Origin of the sequence: Collinsella sp. LCP19S3_A6 (assembly GCF_052122015.1) — a bacterium.
Taxonomy (GTDB): Bacteria; Actinomycetota; Coriobacteriia; order Coriobacteriales; family Coriobacteriaceae; genus Collinsella.
In genome coordinates, this window is sequence record NZ_JBQKDD010000012.1 from 1 (window position 1) to 17,413 (window position 17,413).

15 protein-coding genes are annotated in these 17,413 nt (G+C 58.2%); 2 read left to right on the forward strand and 13 right to left on the reverse strand.

Annotated features, from left to right (window positions below; all coding sequences use genetic code 11):
• Nucleotides 1-91: 91 nt before the first annotated feature.
• Both ACTQVX_RS07695 and ACTQVX_RS07700 read right to left on the reverse strand, forming a co-directional pair.
• Nucleotides 92-1,117: an aspartate-semialdehyde dehydrogenase gene (locus tag ACTQVX_RS07695; protein ID WP_154514908.1), complete on the reverse strand. Its 1,026-nt coding sequence runs from the start codon at nucleotides 1,115-1,117 to the stop codon at nucleotides 92-94.
• Nucleotides 1,118-1,337: 220 nt separating this feature from the next.
• Entirely contained in the window at nucleotides 1,338-2,726 is a 1,389-nt protein-coding gene (locus tag ACTQVX_RS07700) for an aspartate kinase (protein ID WP_154514910.1), read from the reverse strand.
• A gap of 104 nt (nucleotides 2,727-2,830) precedes the next feature.
• Here ACTQVX_RS07700 and thrC point away from each other — a divergent pair, with 104 nt between their 5' ends.
• Both thrC and thrB read left to right on the forward strand, forming a co-directional pair.
• Nucleotides 2,831-4,348, forward strand: coding sequence for a threonine synthase (thrC, locus tag ACTQVX_RS07705; RefSeq protein WP_441560763.1), 1,518 nt, complete (start codon nucleotides 2,831-2,833; stop codon nucleotides 4,346-4,348).
• 156 nt (nucleotides 4,349-4,504) lie between these two features.
• Nucleotides 4,505-5,386 carry a homoserine kinase gene (gene thrB, locus ACTQVX_RS07710; RefSeq protein ID WP_154514914.1) on the forward strand — a complete coding sequence of 294 codons (882 nt, stop codon included), beginning with the start codon at nucleotides 4,505-4,507 and terminating at the stop codon, nucleotides 5,384-5,386.
• A gap of 395 nt (nucleotides 5,387-5,781) precedes the next feature.
• Here the strand turns inward: thrB and ACTQVX_RS07715 are convergent, their stop codons facing one another.
• The 11 genes from ACTQVX_RS07715 to ACTQVX_RS07765 all read right to left on the reverse strand — a co-directional run bounded on the left by ACTQVX_RS07715 (nucleotide 5,782) and on the right by ACTQVX_RS07765 (nucleotide 17,174).
• Nucleotides 5,782-6,414, reverse strand: a complete 633-nt coding sequence (locus ACTQVX_RS07715) for a helix-turn-helix transcriptional regulator (protein ID WP_441057876.1) — start codon at nucleotides 6,412-6,414, stop codon at nucleotides 5,782-5,784.
• Nucleotides 6,415-6,445: 31 nt separating this feature from the next.
• Complete coding sequence (locus ACTQVX_RS07720; protein WP_441560765.1) at nucleotides 6,446-7,129, reverse strand: DUF3990 domain-containing protein; 684 nt, start codon at nucleotides 7,127-7,129, stop codon at nucleotides 6,446-6,448.
• 101 nt (nucleotides 7,130-7,230) lie between these two features.
• Nucleotides 7,231-7,821, reverse strand: a complete 591-nt coding sequence (yihA, locus tag ACTQVX_RS07725; protein WP_055252447.1) for a ribosome biogenesis GTP-binding protein YihA/YsxC — start codon at nucleotides 7,819-7,821, stop codon at nucleotides 7,231-7,233.
• 42 nt (nucleotides 7,822-7,863) lie between these two features.
• On the reverse strand, nucleotides 7,864-8,601 hold the full coding sequence (gene mtnN / locus ACTQVX_RS07730; RefSeq protein ID WP_441536905.1) for a 5'-methylthioadenosine/S-adenosylhomocysteine nucleosidase: 738 nt from the start codon (nucleotides 8,599-8,601) through the stop codon (nucleotides 7,864-7,866).
• Between the two features lie 79 nt (nucleotides 8,602-8,680).
• Nucleotides 8,681-9,799: a serine hydrolase gene (locus tag ACTQVX_RS07735; protein ID WP_441560766.1), complete on the reverse strand. Its 1,119-nt coding sequence runs from the start codon at nucleotides 9,797-9,799 to the stop codon at nucleotides 8,681-8,683.
• Between the two features lie 227 nt (nucleotides 9,800-10,026).
• Nucleotides 10,027-10,845 (reverse strand): pyruvate formate-lyase-activating protein, encoded by an 819-nt coding sequence (gene pflA, locus ACTQVX_RS07740; protein ID WP_441560768.1) that lies wholly within the window; start codon nucleotides 10,843-10,845, stop codon nucleotides 10,027-10,029.
• A 186-nt stretch (nucleotides 10,846-11,031) separates the two neighbouring features.
• Entirely contained in the window at nucleotides 11,032-11,886 is an 855-nt protein-coding gene (locus tag ACTQVX_RS07745; protein WP_154514928.1) for a DegV family protein, read from the reverse strand.
• Nucleotides 11,887-12,435: 549 nt separating this feature from the next.
• Nucleotides 12,436-12,687 carry an autonomous glycyl radical cofactor GrcA3 gene (grcA3, locus tag ACTQVX_RS07750; protein ID WP_055252439.1) on the reverse strand — a complete coding sequence of 84 codons (252 nt, stop codon included), beginning with the start codon at nucleotides 12,685-12,687 and terminating at the stop codon, nucleotides 12,436-12,438.
• Nucleotides 12,688-12,772: 85 nt separating this feature from the next.
• Nucleotides 12,773-14,824 carry a formate C-acetyltransferase gene (gene pflB / locus ACTQVX_RS07755; RefSeq protein ID WP_441560769.1) on the reverse strand — a complete coding sequence of 684 codons (2,052 nt, stop codon included), beginning with the start codon at nucleotides 14,822-14,824 and terminating at the stop codon, nucleotides 12,773-12,775.
• Nucleotides 14,825-15,293: 469 nt separating this feature from the next.
• A complete protein-coding gene (locus ACTQVX_RS07760; RefSeq protein ID WP_427794436.1) occupies nucleotides 15,294-16,316 on the reverse strand; it encodes a 2-keto-3-deoxygluconate permease in 1,023 nt (340 codons plus the stop codon).
• Between the two features lie 108 nt (nucleotides 16,317-16,424).
• Nucleotides 16,425-17,174: an SDR family NAD(P)-dependent oxidoreductase gene (locus tag ACTQVX_RS07765; RefSeq protein ID WP_427728112.1), complete on the reverse strand. Its 750-nt coding sequence runs from the start codon at nucleotides 17,172-17,174 to the stop codon at nucleotides 16,425-16,427.
• Nucleotides 17,175-17,413: the final 239 nt, after the last annotated feature.

Consider the following 17,413-nt stretch of genomic DNA (forward strand, 5'->3'; position numbering starts at 1 on the left):
GTCCGCGGCTCCGAAGGAGCAGGACAAGGCGCCGCACATGGTCGAGGACGTTCTGAAAGCTAAGCCCGGCCCCCGCCGGACAGTCCCACCGCTACTCGCAGAGCAGCTTGGCGATCTGGACGGCGTTGGTTGCCGCGCCCTTGCGGATTTGGTCGCCACAGCACCAGAAGGTGATGCCACGCGCGGCCTCGGGGTTCGAGATGTCGCGACGCACGCGACCGACCCAAATCAGGTCCTGGTCGGAGGTGTCCATCGGCATGGGGAATCGGTCGTGCGCATCCTCGGCACCCAGGTCGTCGACCAGCTTGACACCCGGGGCAGAAGCCAGCGCAGCACGGGCCTCCTCGACCGTAATGTCGCGCTCAAACTCGAGCGTAATGCTCTCGGAGTGCGAGCGCAGCACAGGCACGCGCACACAGGTGCAGTTCACGCGCAGCTCGGGCAGGTGCATAATCTTGCGACCCTCGTTTTGCAACTTCATCTCCTCGGAGGTAAAGCCCTCCTCCTTGACGCCGCCAATCTGCGGAATCAGGTTGCTCGCCAACTGGGCGGCAAATGCGCGCGGCTCGGGAATCTCCTCGCCACGACCCAGGGCGGCCAGCTGGGCCTCGAGCTCGGCCATACCGGGAGCACCAGCGCCCGAAGCCGCCTGGTACGTCGAGACGATCATGCGCTTCACGCCGGCGAGCTTGTGCAGCGGCCAGGTGGGGACCAGGCCGATGATGGTTGCGCAGTTAGGGTTAGCGATAAGGCCGTGATGCCACTTGATGTCGTCGGCATTGATCTCGGGCACGACGAGCGGCACCTCGGGATCCATACGGAAGGCGTGGCTGTTGTCGACCACGACGGCGCCACGCTTGACGGCCTCGGGCAGCAGCTCCTTGGCGATATCGTCGCCGGCAGCGCCGAGTACGATGTCGCAGCCCTCAAAGGCCTCGGGGCAAGCCTCCTCAATAACAACCTGCTCGCCGCGGAACTCGACGGTCTTGCCCGCAGAACGCGCGCTCGCCAGCAGCTTGAGCTTGCCAACCGGAAACTCCTGCTCGTTGAGGCACTCGAGCATCTGGGTGCCCACGGCCCCCGTCGCGCCCAAAATAGCAACCGTGTACTGTTTCATGCTTCCCCCTTTAAAGGTTGTGGCTTTTGCCCGCACGCCGAGCAGGCAGGATATTCTTGCCCAGTGTATACAAGAACGGGGCGGACACGAAACCCACCCCGTCGAAACGAAACCGAAACGAAACGCCCCGCGCTAGATTTTTTGGAGCATGCCTCAAAACCCACTCGTGCGCCAAAAGGTAGATTTCTAGACATATCCCAAAAATCTACCGGGATGGTCGCTATTTGTGGAGGGCAGCCAGGGCGGGTTCAATCGGTGCAGGAGCCTCCAGATCGGAGACCTTCACAATGCCGTTCTCGTCGGAGAAGGCACGGTAAATGGTCTGAATCGCCAGGTCGAAGTCCTTATCCTCGACACCGATAATGATGTTGATCTCGTCGCAGCTCTGCGAAATCATGCGCACGCTCACACCAGCCTGGCCGAGCATGCCAAACAGGTGGCCGGAAATACCTGCGCGGCCACGCAGGTTACGACCGACAGTCGCGATGAGCGCCAGGCCCTCGACAACCTCAATCTCGAGCGGCTCAACCTCCTGCTGGATGTCGCCCACGAGCGAGTACAGCGAATCGTGCACATCCTGCTCCTGCACCACGGCGCCAAAGCGGTCGACGCCGGTGGGCATGTGCTCGACGGAAACGTCATAGCGCTCGAAGACCGAAAGTGCACGGCGCATAAAGCCGACGCGGGGCTTGGTGCGATCGCGGGCCACGTTGATGGCGACAAAACCGCGCTTGCCGGTCACGCCGGTAATGATGGGCTCCGCCTCGCCCTCATCAGCCGTCTCGCTAATGATGGTGCCGGGGTCCTGCGGCGCATTGGTGTTCTTGATGACCAGCGGAATACCCGCCTCGCGCACGGGGAACACGGCCTCCTCGTGCAGGACGCTTGCGCCCATGTACGAAAGCTCGCGCAGCTCCTCGTAGGTAACGCGCGCAATGGGCTGAGCCTCGGGAACAATACGCGGATCGGCAGAGTAGAAGCCCGAGACGTCGGTCCAGTTCTCGTAAAGGTCGGCGTCCAGACACTTGGCCAGGATCGAGCCCGAGATATCGCCGCCGCCACGATCGAGCAGCTTAATCTGGCCCTCACGCGTCGCGCCATAGAAACCGGGCATAACAAAGCCGCCCTGCTGACCGTACTCCTGCACCAGCTCGGAGGTGCGGTTCATGCTGAGCGTACCGTCGTGATGGAACGCCACAACCGTCGCGGCGTCCAGGAACGGCAGGCCCAGGTACTCGGCCATCAGGCGAGCGGTGAAGTACTCGCCGCGGCTCACAAGCTCCTCGGTGGAGTAGCCGCCCGAGCGGGCGCGCTCGGCAAAGGCCGCGAACTCCTCACGGATGGGATAGGTGAGCTCCAGCTCGTCAGCGATATCAAAATAGCGCTGGCCAATGTCCTCGAGCAGCTCCTCACACGACACGTGATACTTAACGTGCGCGTTAACCAGGTAGAGCAGGTCGGTCACCTTGGTGTCGCCCTTAAAGCGGCGACCGCAGGCGGAAACCACCACAAAACGGCGGGCCGGGTCGGCATCGACGATGGCCTTGATCTTCTTAAAGTGTTCGGCGTCGGCGACCGACGAGCCGCCAAACTTGGCAATCTTAATCATGGGCTGGAGGTTACCTTTCTAAAAAGCCTCTGCGAACCTATTTTGCACGCTCTGATACCATGGTTTCACCGATTGGGACCAAGGCATCCGAGGAGCAGTGTTATATGGGAACTTATCATAGTACACGAGGACGCACTTTATCGTGCTCAAGTAAGGTGGCAATCCGCACCGGCATCGCTCCCGACGGGGGTTTGTTTGTCTCGGACGAGCTCGGCACCCAGCAGGTCGATATCAGCTCGCTTGCAGATAAATCGTACTTTGAAATCGCTCAAGATGTGTTGGGAATGTTACTGAATGATTACACGGGCGAAGAAATTTCGGCCTGTGTGAATGAGGCATATCGCGGCACGTTCGCGAGTGAAGAGGTTACGCCGCTCGTCAAACTCGACGCTGCGCCGGGCGCTGACGCCCCTCAGACCTATGTGATGGAGCTCTTTGGCGGCCCCACGAGTGCCTTTAAGGACGTCGCCCTGCAGATGCTCCCCCGCCTCATGGCCCGCACTTCCGCCAAGGACGGCGGCGCCGAGCGCATCATGATCGTCACCGCCACGTCGGGCGACACCGGCAAGGCCGCACTCGCCGGTTTTGCCGACGCTCCGGGCACGGGCATCACCGTCTTTTATCCCGAAGGCAAAGTCAGCCGCGTGCAGAATCTGCAGATGTCCACACAGGAAGGCGATAACGTCGCCGTCTGCGGCATTCGCGGCAACTTCGACGATGCCCAGAGTGCCGTCAAGCGCATCTTTGCCGATAAGGAGCTTGCCGAGCGCTTGGAGGCCGCCGGAACGGTGCTCTCGAGTGCCAACTCCATCAACGTCGGCCGTCTGGTGCCGCAGGTCGTCTACTACTTTGCCGCCTATGCGCAGCTGTTGCGCGCCGGCGCCATCGAGGCCGGCGACGCCGTGGAGTTCTGCGTACCGACCGGCAACTTTGGCGATATCCTGGCCGGCTACTATGCCAAGCGCATGGGTCTGCCCGTCGCCAAGCTCATTGTCGCGAGCGACAAGAACAACGTGCTGGCTGACTTCCTGACCACCGGCGTCTACGACCGCAACCGTCCGTTCTTCACGACCATCTCGCCGTCGATGGACATCCTCATCAGCTCCAACCTGGAACGCATGCTCTACTTCCTGTCCGATGGCGACTGCGAGCTTGTTGCCAACCTTATGGAGCAGCTGGCAAAGACTGGTCGCTATGAGGTTCCCGCCGACCTGCTGGCAAAGATTCAGAGCGTCTTTGGCTGCGGCTGGGCCAGCGAGGACGAGGTCCTCGCTGCCATCAAGAGCTGCTGGGATGCGAACGGCTACGTGATCGACCCGCACACCGCTTGCGGCTATCACGTCTTTGAAAATGTCGCTCCCGCCGAGGGCGCCAAGGCCCGTGTGCTGCTTTCGACCGCCAGCCCCTACAAGTTCCCGCGTGCCTGCTGCGATGCTCTGGGGCTCAACGTTCCCGAGGACGACTTTGAGGCCATGCGCGTGCTCGAGCAGGCCACCAATACGGCCGCACCGGCACAGCTCGCCGAGCTCGAGTCCAAACCCGTCCGCTTCGAAGACGTCTGTGACGTCGATGAGATGGCAAGCTACGTCGAGTCTGCAGCAAAAAAGATGGCTACCAACTAAAACCCTTATTAAGCGCCGGCGAAAGCCGGCGCACCTTCTTTTATCAGATAACCCCCGGGATGATGACGAACGCGCACAGCGTGCCTGGCTGTTTAGTTCGTCGCGAGTCCTGCACAAGCAGCAAACTAAACAGCCAGGCACGCCAGGAGGACCCACATGATCAAGATCACCGTCCCAGCAACCAGCGCCAACCTAGGCATCGGCTACGACACCCTCGGCATGGCCGTCAGCCTCTACTCGCACTTCACCTTCGAGCGCGCTGACAAGCTCACCATCACGGGCTGCCCCGAGGAGTTCCAAAACGAGAACAACCTGGTCTACGTCAGCTTTGTCGATGCGCTGGCCGCATGGGGCGAGCCGGCTTTTCCCGTCGCCATCGACATTCAAACCGATGTACCCGTCGCTCGCGGCCTGGGTTCCAGCTCCACTTGCGTCGTCGCTGGCATTATGGCCGCCGCCGCACTGACAGGCCACACCGTCGACCGCGCTGAGCTCGTCCGCATTGCCACCGAGGTCGAGGGCCATCCCGATAACGTCGCTCCCGCCATCCTGGGCGGCGCCGTCTGCTCCTTTACGCCGACCGATTCGCTCCCCCAGTGCCTGCGCTACGAGGTGAGCGATCGCTTGCGTTTTATTACCGTGATTCCGCCCTACGAGGTTCACACGAGCGAGGCGCGCAAGGTCGTGCCGCAGGAAATTCCGCTCTCCACCGCCGTATGGCAAATGGGCCGTATCGCCGGCATGACGCGAGGCCTGGAGGCCGGCGACCTCGACCTGATTGCCGCCGCCAATGATGACCGCATCCAGGAGCCCTATCGTCGTCGCCTGATTCCCGACTACAACGCTGTGCGCGACACCTGCCTTAACGGCGGCGCCAAGACCATCTGGATCAGCGGTTCGGGCTCTACCCTTATGGCTGTGACCGACGACACTATCGTGGCAAAATTCCTGCAGGTCAAGCTGCGCGAGCAGTTCCCCAAGTGTGAGACGCATATTCTGACGTGCGACACCGAGGGCGCTCAAATCGAGTACCTGTAGCGCCCTGTCTCATTGCTCTCACCGGTCTCCTTGGGGCTTCCCCTGAAAACGTCCTCGATCATGAATTGCCCCGTCGTGCGCTTCGCGCGACGGGGCAATTCGATCTGCGGATTGTTTTCAGGGGAAGCCCCAAGGAGACCTACGCGACCTCGACAGGATAATCGCATTCGCTGATTTAATATTGCGCTCCTTCGGAGCTGCGGATAAGCGGGCCTCGTGCTGCGGAATGTTTTTAAGGGGATGCCCCCGGGTGGCCCTATGGCAACGTGGCTAGCGATGTCTATAGGGACCCACGCTTTGGAGGGGCGCCCGGCTGAAATTATGGCCTTTTATTGGTAGGAGCTCTTGCTGGGTAGGAGCACTTACCAGCAACAGGCTTCGACTGTGTGCTTGGTTTACGCCGCACTGGGTTCCTTGTATTCGAAGACTGGTTCTAGGAGGTCTTCGATGTTGCAGTGGAGGGCTTTTGCTATGGCTCTTACGCTTGTTACCGAAGCTTCATTGATGTTTCTCTGGCGCTGCTCGTACATTTGGATTGAGCGGAGTGACACACCCGATTCGTATGCTAGGTCTTGTTGGGTTTTCTTAAGCTTCTTTCTTGCTAACGCAAGTTTGGTTTGCCTGGACGCTTTTTTCGCCATATCGCAGACGAGGCGAGCCACTCGTTCCTCCGAGGCTTCGTGCCAGGGGTAATACAGACTGCGCAGCACATCAAATGGAACGACATGCAGCAAATCTTCGAAAGACTCTCCTAGGCGCCACTGCAGGTATGCCAGCATCCAGCCCGCCCAATATTCCGGCGTCTTCTCAAATCGATAGGTGCAGTCCGGTATAGGCCTGTTTTGATAGCCCGACCTTTCAGCGATAAGCGCGAACAGCTCAACACCCGATTTTCCCGACACTACCCATGCGTTGCCGCGTTCAAACTCGCGAGCAACCCCGCTCAGGCAAAAGAGTTCAGCAACTTCAGATCCTTCTGCTCCATAGTCATTGACGGCATAGTCGAAGCAGTCGCCGAGGTTGTTCATTGCGTCCTCGAGGTAGTAGACGGGATATGTCCTACTCGGCCCACGATCTGTTAACTCTTGGATCATTTAAATCAACCCTCCCTGCCATTAAATCCCTAATGTCGATACCTTCGGAATCGAACCCATTGACCGTATCCAAGTATTTGCGTCGAGCATTCTGCTCTCGCTCAAAACGCTTGGGATAAAACTCAGACCCCGAAGCCCGCTTCCAATCGCAGAATCTAATCATCGAAAATGCGCGCTCGCTCATAAGGGCATATTGGATACCCAAATCACCCAAGCACATGATACGTTGCAGCTGTCTGAGCGATATCATGCCGCTGACAAACTGTCTTGCAAACGAAAAATAGGAGTCGTCAGCACGATAGCCTCGAATAACGTCATAAGGAGATGTATCAATTAAGCAGTTATCAAGTAGATAGCGAAGCCCTTCACGCGCCAATGGCGTCGAAACATTGAACTCTCTGTTATTCGCCAGAATTGCAAGCCAATTGAGGATTGAAAACTCCCCAGACTCCAAATCCAAGACCGAAAGGCCATCTAAATCAAGCTCATATCGATTGGCAACGCCATCAGACTCGGTCCGGCATGCCCATTCCATCGCCATTTCCTCATGTGACGTGCAATAAAACCCGCGCCCATAGTCATTGAATTGTCTGCATTTATCCAACGACGGACGTTCGACAACAACCTCCGACCCGTGCCAAAGCTCCATATCGACCTCCGAACAAAAATATCACCCCAGTGATAGTGTACCAACAACTATCACTGGGGTGATATAGATGGATGAATACTATTGTCTGCCAAGAGCCCCTACTAGAGGCAGGCCTCGGCAATGCGGCGCTTGAGCTCGTCGATGCCGGTGCCGGTCTGGGAGCTTGTGATGATTACGTTTTCGGCCGGGACGTTGAGTTGCTTTTTGATGGCTGCCGCTTGGCGTGCCTGCTGGGTGCGGCTGAGTTTGTCGGCCTTGGTGAGGCAGACGATAAAGTTGAACTCGTTGCCCTGCAGGTAGTCGATCATGTCATGGTCGAGCTTGCTGGGGTCATGGCGAATGTCCACCAGCGACACAACCAGGTTAAAGCTGCGCTCGGAGTCGAAGAAGTCGCCGATGAGCTCGGCCCAGCGGTCGCGCTCGGCCTTGGAACGACGGGCGAAACCGTAGCCCGGCAGGTCCACAAAGTGCACGTCGTCGGCCTCGAAGAAATTGATATTGCTCGTCTTGCCCGGCGTGCTCGAAACCTTGACCAGGTTCTTGCGGCCAAAGAGCTTGTTCATGATGGACGACTTGCCCACATTGGAGCGGCCCACAAAGCTCACCTCGGGACAGGTGGACTCGGGGATCTGCGAAACCTTGCCGTAGCTGGCGACGAACTTGGCAAGCTGGTAGTTAATGGAATCGGCCATGGATACTCCTTGGTCGTAGGTTCTTACAATAGGGATGCACGATTACGCAGCGGCGATGCAGCGGACGATATCGAGTGTGATGCCGCTCGCGGTGCGGGCGTACTCGTCCAAATCGAACTCTCGCTCGCAAAACGCGTCATATGCCTCGTCACAATTATCGCTGATAGCACGCAGCACCAGACAATCGACACCGTTCTTGGCTGCAATATGGGCAATCGCAGCACCTTCCATCTCAACGCAATCGGCATGCGTCGCGTCGATGGCGGCGGTGCGCATAGCGTCGCCCGTTACAAAGCGGTCACCTGTAGCGATAGTGCCAACCAGGAACTGCTTAGGGTCCTTCTCCGCAGCGGAATCGGAAGCGTCAGCATCGATAAACCCATGTTCGGCAAGCACGGTGGTGGCGATGTCAACCAGAGCCGGTGTCGAGGCAAACTCCTCAAGCTCCGGCGCCGACTCGGCGATGAGCGCCGTGTCGGTATCCAGATAGCGCAGACACTTGCCAATAACCACGTCATTGATATGGAGTTTGGAGTTTAAGCCACCCGCAATGCCCGAAAACACAACGGCCTGCGGAGCATATTTGCTGATGAGATGCTGTGTTGCACCAGCGGCGTTTACGGTTCCCATGCCAGCGGTCGTGGCGACCACTGACAGACCGTTGAGCTCGCCGCTTACAACGCTCAAGCCTGCCTCTTGCGACACATGGGCGCCGTTCAGTTCTTCTTTAATCTGCGCAACCTCTTTTTCGAGTGCACCGATGATTGCGATGGTAGGCATACCATCCCCCAAACCTGTGAAAACTGTTTATCCACGGTATGGTACCAGCATTTTGACTCAACCGCGCAATACGAAGCCGTTAGGCCAACGCAGCGCGGGTATCGTAGAGCGCCTTGGCGATGGCGGCCACGGCCTCACTCGAACGGTCACTCCACGGCATCGATGACATGATGCTCATAATGTAGGTGTCGCCATCGACATCGATGAGGCCAGCATCGCACGTCGCATTGCAACCTGCCTCGCTGATCCAACCGGCCTTGTTACGCACCATGACATGGTCGTCCGCAATGCCGTCACGGATAAAGGACCGGGTCGTAGAGGCCAGAAGGCCCGACAGCCATTGCGACGTCTCGCTCTCGCGGCTCAAATACTCGCTCATCTCGCGCCACAACTTGGCCGAGGTGCGCGGGCAGTAGGTTGGGAAATCGCTCATTGGATCGAGCGCGACCTCGTCTTCGACGCCGAGTGCGGCAATCCAATCCTCGTAGCCATCTTGATCAAACGTTGCACGCAACGCGATAAACGAGTCGTTATCCGAGTTGACGACCGAGGTCTCGATCAGGTCGCGAACCGTCAGCCAGCCCATACTGTAGCCGCCATAGGTGCCCAGAGTATCATCGAGCGATACTTGCCCTGTCTCGACCAGTAACTCGCAGACGTAGAGTACATAGAGCGCCTTGTAGCTGCTCGCACCGTACACCTCGGCGTCCGCGTTATACGTCACGCTCTTGCCGCTCGACAGATCGTAAAACACCACACCCACGTCGCCCAATTCCTGGGCCTGATCAAGGGTATCTTGGAGCGCGGCGAGGCTCTCATCCTCAAGGACGGGGATCTGGTCATCAACCAGTGAGAAGGTCTGCACGGTATCGCCTGAGGGAATATCGTTAAAGTCCGCCTTCGAAAGCCTCGTCTTGAGGCTCGCTGTCGACAGGGTTTGACTTGCGGTGGCTTTAGATTTAGAGACCTTTTTGTTTTGCGTCTGTACCGTTGACGCATCTGAGTGTGCCATTCGCTCCGACGCGTAGGTTTTAGCGGTAATTCCGAGGATAATAACCGCCAACGTTAGCATCCCCATGGCGGCAATCTTCGTCACGCGGATGCGAGCGTCGGCAAGGCCACGCGAAGACGTGCCCTTCGTCTCATATCTGCTGCTATGCTGCGGCACATGCTCGTCCCGCGATGCGTTGTTTCGCACGTGGTCTCCTGATTGCTCCCGTTCATATACGAGCAGCATAATACCGAGCAGGCATTTCTTTCCAAAGATATTCAGAAGCGTTTAAGGTGTCTTTAAAGAAACCACAAGCGTATTTATCCAAATGGCACGATTCTGTTGCGCATCTCACCGCAACCCAGAGAGCAGTCTTTTTAGGACGGGGCTCTTTTAGCTACTTCTCCACCCTACCGGCCCCAAATGAGCTACCCCTAGCCGATAGCGTTTTTGAGTTCCGCGCGGCGCTTTTTCATGCCCGTCATGACGGCGTTGCGCAGCTCGGGCATGCGCGCGGCATCCATCTGCGGAACGCCCTCGAGCTTATAGGGAATCCCCAGCTGCTCATACTTGACGACGCCCATCGTGTGATACGGCAGCATTTCCAGGCCCACCACGTTATGCCACGGGGCAATCAGACGACCGAGCGCCTCGCACTCCTCTGCCGTGTCGGTAATGCCCGGTACTACCACGTGACGGATAACGACCTTGATCCTGCGACGCGCCAGCTCATCGCCAAACGCCAGGATGCGCGCAGGATCGCAACCGGTCAGCTTTTTATGCTCGACGGGATCGGCATGTTTAATGTCGAGCAGCACCATATCGGTCTCGTTGAGTACGGCATCGAACTTCTCGGGATGCGCGGGGTCGAACGCATAGCCGCAACTATCCAAGCAGGTATGTACGCGACCGTCGGGGTTGTTGTGCATTGCGCGGAACAGGTCGGCCAAGAACTCAGGCTGCAGGAGCGGCTCGCCGCCGGATACCGTAATACCACCGCTGCGGTAAAACTCATGGTTGCTCTGGAACTCGTCTATCAGGTGCTCGACGGTCACCATGGTGCCGCCGTTAACCGACCAGGTATCGGGGTTGTGGCAATACGCACAGCGCATGGGGCAGCCCTGAACAAACACCACAAAGCGGATGCCGGGTCCATCGACCGTTCCCATCGTCTCGATCGAATGCACGCGGCCCAGGGCAAACGCGGAGTCCTCAGGACGAGCGTCCATACCCTCGAGCTTCATCTCAGCCATTCCCGCTACCTTGCCTCTCATTGGTTTTAGCTACATAAATGCCAGAGTCATTCTAGCCTATATGCTTGATGGCGAAACGGTTTAGCGGTCAATTGGATTGTCCTATTTGGCCCCATGCAAAAGCGGCGGGAAGGTTGTCGCAACCCGCCCGCCGCCGAGGCAATAGAAATCGATAGACGCCAGGCGTTACGCCTTGAGCGTGAGCACCGCGCCGAAGGCGGTCGGGCCGCAATGGCTCGAGATGACGCCGCCGACCTGAGTCCAGGTAACGTCCCTAAAGCCCAGGTCGTGCGCATAGACTTCCATGTCGTCGCGCAGCTCCTCGGAAAGGCCTACCGAATACGCCAGGCCAATGTGCGAGTAGTCAATTTCGCCCTTCGCAACCATGTGGTCAATAAAAGCGCGGGCGCACTTGAGCATAGAGCCGCGGAACTTCTTAGTCGCCACGAACTTGCCGCCCGTTACCTCAATGCAGGGCTTAATCTTGAGCAGATGGGCGCCTAGGAACGCGACGTTGGACAAGCGACCGCCCGCCTTAAGGAAGGCAAGGTCGGTAGGAACAAAGCCCAGCAACACGCGGTCCATAACGGAGCTCGCGAAGGCGAAGATCTCGTCGACGGTGGCATCGGGATGAGCCTCGATGTATTTGGCGGTCTCGACGACAACAAGCGACTGGCCCACCGAGACAAAACGCGTGTCCATGGAGAACACGTAGTCGCGCCCCTCTGCCGCGATCTTCGAGGACTGATGCGAACAGGTCGTGGCCTCGGAATACGCAAGATGCAAAATGGTTGCGTCGGGCTGCTCGGCGTGAATGCGGTCGTACACGCGAGAGAAATCTGCCGGCGCGCAGCCGCTGGTCTTGGGCATCACGCCAAACTCGTTGCAGCGCGAATAGATCTCGAGCGGATCGATCGAGCCGTCCTCGACGGTCTCGTCACCAATCGTGACATGCATGGGCACACGCACGATGCCGTAGCGTTCGCAGAGCTCTGGCGTCACATCCGAACCAGATTCAACCACGATTACGTACTTGCCCATTCTTATCACGACCCATCTCGACGTTGACTTTTTAATATGTGACGCACGTCCACCGTCCTGCTACAGAACGGCCTCCAAGCGCCAAAGAGACGCCGTCCCTTGCACAAAACAAAGGACAGCGTCTCCCTGGAAAACTCCGTTCTTAACTGAGATTTTACACGGTTTATTACTAAGTGTTACTTACTCCGCAAACGGTAGCTATACGCGATAAACGGTAGCAAGTAAGTATCCAGAACGCTCAGTCCATTAGGAGAGTTCCGCCTAAAGGGTGACTACACAGGACCCCGCCGGGGCTGTTTGGGCTACCTCCCAAAACATTCCGCAGGACGCAAGAAGCCCTCGCCGCACGAAGTGCGCAGCGAGGGCTTCTTGCATGTCCGAGGACACCAATTTAATTTAGCGTGGTTCCCTAAAGTGCGATAACGCAGGAGACCCGGCAAGGCCGGGAGCACTTTGCCTCGCAAACATTCCGCAGCCGCGAAGCGGCGAGGACGTTTGAGAGGCAAAGTGCGTAGGCCTTACCGGGTCTCCGGTGGGAGTTGAGTCCCTTTAGAACTTGTTGTGGAAGGTACGCGAAATGACCTCGTCCTGCTGCTCCTTGGTGAGCGTGTGGAAGTTCACGGCATAGCCGGAAACGCGGATGGTCAGCTGCGGGTACTTCTCGGGGTGAGCCTGAGCGTCGAGCAGCGTCTCACGGTTGAAGACGTTGATGTTCAGGTGGTGGCCACCCTTCTCGGCGTAAGCGTCGAGCATGTGGACCAGGTTGTCGGCCTGAGTCTCGGAAACTTCAGAAACCTTCATAATGTGTCTCCTTCGATCGATAGGCGCCGGCCGAAACCGGCGCACTAATCAGTAATCGTTATTGTTAGTATAGCACTAACAATAGTTACTCGCCCAGCTGATCAAGGTCGATATCACCAAAGAACACTTGGTCCTCCTTGCCGAGCGCGCCCGGGATGATGGAGAAGGTGTTGGAGATGCCGTCCTGGGCATCGCGGAACGGGAGCTTGGAAACCGAAGACAGCGAAGCGATGGCGCCGTGGCTATCGCGCTTGTGCATGGGGTTAGCACCCGGGGCGAACGGCTGGCCAGCCTTGCGGCCATCGGGCGTGGAGCCGGTCTTCTTACCGTACACGACGTTGGAGGTAATGGTCAGAACCGAGGTCGTAGGCACGGAGTTGCGGTAGGTGTCGTTCATGCGGATGTACTCCATGAACTGGTGCACAACGTCGTGAGCGATCTGGTCGACGCGGTCGTCGTCGTTACCGTACTTGGGGAACTCGCCCTCGGTCTCGAAGTCGACGATGATGCCGTTCTCGTCACGGACGGGGTGAACCTTGGCGTACTTGATGGCGGACAGGGAGTCAGCCACGACGGAAAGGCCAGCGATGCCCGTAGCGAACCAGCGGTGCACGTGCTTGTCGTGCAGAGCCATCTGGATGCGCTCGTAGCAATACTTGTCGTGCATGTAGTGAATGATGTTCAGCGAGTTGACGTACACGCCAGCGAGCCACTTCATCATGTCGTTGTACTTGGCCATAACGTCATCGTAATCGAGCGTGTCGCCCTCGACGGCGCGATACTTGGGGCCGACCTGCTTCTTGGAGACCTCGTCAACACCGCCGTTGAGTGCGTACAGCAGGCACTTGGCCAGGTTGGCACGAGCGCCGAAGAACTGCATCTCCTTGCCAATGCGCATGGAGGACACGCAGCAGGCGATGCCGTAGTCGTCGCCGTGGTAAACGCGCATGAGGTCGTCGTTCTCGTACTGGACCGAGGAACTGGCGACAGAAGTCTTGGCGCAGAACTTCTTGAAGTTCTCGGGAAGACGGGTCGACCACAGAACGGTCATGTTGGGCTCGGGGCTGGTGCCCATGTTCTCGAGCGTGTGCAGGTAGCGGAAGCTCATCTTGGTAACGAGCGTACGGCCGTCAACACCCATGCCGCCGATGGACTCGGTGACCCACTGCGGATCGCCGGTAAACAGGGCCTGGTACTCGGGGGTACGGGCAAACTTGACCATGCGGAGCTTCATGATGAAGTGATCCACGAACTCCTGGATCTGCTCCTCGGTAAAGGTACCGTTGGCAAGGTCGCGCTCAGCGTAGATGTCGATGAACGTAGAGGTACGGCCGATGGACATAGCGGCGCCGTTCTGCTCCTTGACGGCAGCGAGGTAGGCGAAGTACATCCACTGGATGGCCTCCTGCGTGTTGGTAGCAGGTTTGGAAATATCGAAACCATAGGTCTCGGCCATCATCTTGAGCTCGCCGAGGGCGCGGATCTGCTCCTGCAGCTCCTCGCGATCGCGGATGTTATCGGCGGTCATGACCGTCGGGGTGGAAGCCTTCTGGGCCTCCTTATCCTTGATCAGGTAGTCGACGCCGTACAGGGCGACACGACGGTAGTCGCCGATGATGCGGCCGCGGCCATAGCCATCGGGCAGACCGGTGATAATGTGAGCCGAGCGGCAAGCACGCATCTCGGGGGTGTAGACATCGAAGACGCCGGCGTTGTGGGTCTTGCGCTCGAAGGTGTAGCGCTCGACAACGTTCTCGTCGATCTTGTAGCCGTGCTGGCCGGCAGCCTGGCAAGCGATGCGGATACCACCGTTGACGTGCAGAGCGCGCTTGAGCGGCTTGTCAGTCTGAAGACCGACGATGGTCTCCTTCTCGCGGTGGGCGTTATCGATGTAGCCAGCGGGGTGGCTCACGATACCCGTGACAGTCTTGGTATCCATATCGAGGACGCCGCCCTGCTCGCGCTCCTTGAGCAGCAGGTCGAGAACCTCGCCCCACAGCTCCTTGGTACGCTCGGTCGGACCGGCGAGGAACGATTCGTCGCCCTCGTAGGGGGTGTAGTTCTTCTGGATGAAGTCTCGGACGTCAACCTCTCCCGTCCAGATGCCTTCCTTGAAGCCTTCCCATGCCTCCTGCATTGTGTAACCACGCTCCTAGTTACGTATAATGCGGCGCTCTCTCACACCGCTGCTTATTGAATTCTTGAATGTTCGGGTTGCATGACCGGCTTCATTCGCCTTCCATCGCGCGTTAGCACAGGGAAAAACGTTTGTCCACCTTGGAACTGCAACCCAAAACCCAAGATTTCACCCGTTTGAGAAGGATAACATAGCCACCCCCTTCATCAGGGCTGTTATATGTTTCTTTTTTTATACCATTAGGGCGTTTTTAACAAATCCGCAGGAAATGCGAGCGCGAACAACTACCGTTCACCGATTTGTTTGGTATTTTTCCTTGCCTTTGTACGACGTTCACTCTAGCTGTTATGCCAGCTTTAGCAGGGTAAAGTGCCCCAGAGACCCACAGAAACTGCAGGGCGGCCACGGGATTTCCCCCGGGGCCGCCCTGTGGCGTGGCTAGTTATTTAGCTTTGATTGCCGCTTGGCATTAAGCGGCTGCGGCGACCTTGTCGGCCGCGGCCTTTTTGCTGTCGCCGTGACCCTGGCCCTCAAAATGCTTGTAGCACCAGCTGGTGACCAGCGGGGTCAAAATGGCCGTCACGATGGCGCACGCTGCAACCTGCGCCGTAGCCGTCGCGAGCACGGCGCCACCGTACATGGCCTCGTTGACGCTTGCCATGGCGGCAGGCGTGGCCACATTGGCTCCGGCGCAGCTCGAAATGGCCGCACCTGCGACACCCGTACCGCCCGTGAACTTATCGACCGCGATGACGGGAATTGCAAAGACCACCGAGCAGATCACGCCGAGCAGGATGCCGGGAAGACCGCCGTTGATGAGCTGGCCAAAGGTCATGGTCGAGCCCATGGCAAAGAAGACGAGCACGATGATGGCGGAAAGTGCCGGAGCCATCATCTTCTTAAAGCTCGGGAAGAGGTTACCCAGAATAATGCCGACGACGATCGGCAGGATGGCGCCCACGAGCGACCAGCCGATCGGAGCCTGGCCAGCAGCGCCGAGCACGATCATTGTGACCGGAGGGCCGACAACGAGTGTGGTGATGGCGACGGCGCCACGTTCGGCCTCGTTGCCCATGGTGCCCATCAGACCAGCGTACATAGCGTTGTTGGCGCCGGTGCAAGCCGCCAGCATCACCATGGCAGAGATGCCAAACAGGTTGTCGTTGAATACATAAAGGATGAGCAGCGACACGGCAACGACCACGATCTGCTTGACAGCGATGATGATGGCGCCGCGTGCAGCGGCGGCAGGCGCACTTTTAAACGAAATCGTCGTACCGACGATGAGCAAAAAAGCGCCCACGAGTGGGCTTGCACCCTGCTGGGTCATGCCAAGCGTAAAGCTGCCGAGCGTTTTGAACAGGTCGGGGAATAGCGTGTTGAGCAAGCAGCCCAGCAAAAGCGGCACCAAAATATTGGCGCCCGGGATGGACGACATCTTAAAGAACGGCTCCTTTGCAGCCGGCGCCTCCACCGCAGTCGATTCACTCATATATATCTCCTTTGGATGCATGCGAATCGTAGCCGCACGCGCCTATGTCAGAAAGAAGGCGACAACCCCGATTCGCCAGGGTCGCCGCCAAACGATTACCGCGGGGTATTACCCGTCCAGGACGATGCCGCCGTCGCAGTCACCGATCTCGCCGTTCACGAAGCTGGCGAGGTCGGAAGCGAAGAACAGCACCATCTGCGCAGGCTCGCTGGCCTGGGCGGCGCGGCCCAGAGGAATACCGTTGATGATGCGCTGAGAGTTCTCGTCAGAAAGGATCGACGTCATGTCGGTAAGCGTGAGCGACGGGCACACAGCGTTGCAGCGGATGCCGAACTTACCGCCCTCCTTGGCGACCGCCTTGGTAAGGCCGTTGACACCGGCCTTGGAGCTCGCGTAGGCCGCGGTGCCGAGCAGGCCGCCGCCGATCTTGCCAGCAACGGAGCTCACGTTGACGATAGTGCCGGCATGTGCCGCCTTAAAGTGCGGGTACACGGCATTCATCATGGTAAAGGTGCCGTTGAGGTTGATGTCGATGGTGCGACGCCACTCGGTGTCGTCGATCTCGTCAAACTTCTTGGTGCTGATGACACCGGCGCAGTTGATCAGGATGTTGGTTTGCGGCAGGTCCGTAAAAATCTGCTCGACGGTCTCGCGCGCCTTGGGCGCATCGGCGACATCGAGCTGATAGAACTTGTTGCCCTCGCCAAGCTCGGCCACAGCCGCCTCGCCCTTAGCAGCGTTCCTTGCGATGAGCGCGACGTGTCCGCCGCCCGCAACGATACCCTTGGCAATCTCGAGGCCAATGCCCTGAGTGCCACCGGTAACGATCGCGGTTTTACCCGTGAAGTCAAATGCCATGACTCCAACCCCCTTGATTCAGATGTCTCCTTGCGGGAAGTTGGAGCATCGCACATGGCGATAAATAAGTCCCAGTCGTCATGGTGGTGACAACCCCTCGCCTAACCGCGGGCATGATAGTTCTTTGAAACGCTTCAGCAATTGAATTATTTTAAGTCTTTATGCGTTCTTAATATTGCCCACTGCATGAGGCCCGCATATGGGGGTATCATCTTCTACCAAAAATAGTTTCTAGTGTT

What these genes read in the sequence shown, in the direction of transcription:
- thrC (WP_441560763.1), top strand. Translation starts at nt 2,831, where the DNA reads ATGGGAACTTATCATAGTACACGAGGACGCACTTTATCGTGCTCAAGT.
- ACTQVX_RS07715 (WP_441057876.1), bottom strand. Translation starts at nt 6,414, where the DNA reads ATGAACAACCTCGGCGACTGCTTCGACTATGCCGTCAATGACTATGGA.
- pflA (WP_441560768.1), bottom strand. Translation starts at nt 10,845, where the DNA reads ATGGCTGAGATGAAGCTCGAGGGTATGGACGCTCGTCCTGAGGACTCC.
- ACTQVX_RS07745 (WP_154514928.1), bottom strand. Translation starts at nt 11,886, where the DNA reads ATGGGCAAGTACGTAATCGTGGTTGAATCTGGTTCGGATGTGACGCCA.
- pflB (WP_441560769.1), bottom strand. Translation starts at nt 14,824, where the DNA reads ATGCAGGAGGCATGGGAAGGCTTCAAGGAAGGCATCTGGACGGGAGAG.
- ACTQVX_RS07720 (WP_441560765.1), bottom strand. Translation starts at nt 7,129, where the DNA reads ATGGAGCTTTGGCACGGGTCGGAGGTTGTTGTCGAACGTCCGTCGTTG.
- yihA (WP_055252447.1), bottom strand. Translation starts at nt 7,821, where the DNA reads ATGGCCGATTCCATTAACTACCAGCTTGCCAAGTTCGTCGCCAGCTAC.
- mtnN (WP_441536905.1), bottom strand. Translation starts at nt 8,601, where the DNA reads ATGCCTACCATCGCAATCATCGGTGCACTCGAAAAAGAGGTTGCGCAG.
- ACTQVX_RS07765 (WP_427728112.1), bottom strand. Translation starts at nt 17,174, where the DNA reads ATGGCATTTGACTTCACGGGTAAAACCGCGATCGTTACCGGTGGCACT.
- thrB (WP_154514914.1), top strand. Translation starts at nt 4,505, where the DNA reads ATGATCAAGATCACCGTCCCAGCAACCAGCGCCAACCTAGGCATCGGC.
- ACTQVX_RS07695 (WP_154514908.1), bottom strand. Translation starts at nt 1,117, where the DNA reads ATGAAACAGTACACGGTTGCTATTTTGGGCGCGACGGGGGCCGTGGGC.
- ACTQVX_RS07760 (WP_427794436.1), bottom strand. Translation starts at nt 16,316, where the DNA reads ATGAGTGAATCGACTGCGGTGGAGGCGCCGGCTGCAAAGGAGCCGTTC.
- grcA3 (WP_055252439.1), bottom strand. Translation starts at nt 12,687, where the DNA reads ATGAAGGTTTCTGAAGTTTCCGAGACTCAGGCCGACAACCTGGTCCAC.
- ACTQVX_RS07700 (WP_154514910.1), bottom strand. Translation starts at nt 2,726, where the DNA reads ATGATTAAGATTGCCAAGTTTGGCGGCTCGTCGGTCGCCGACGCCGAA.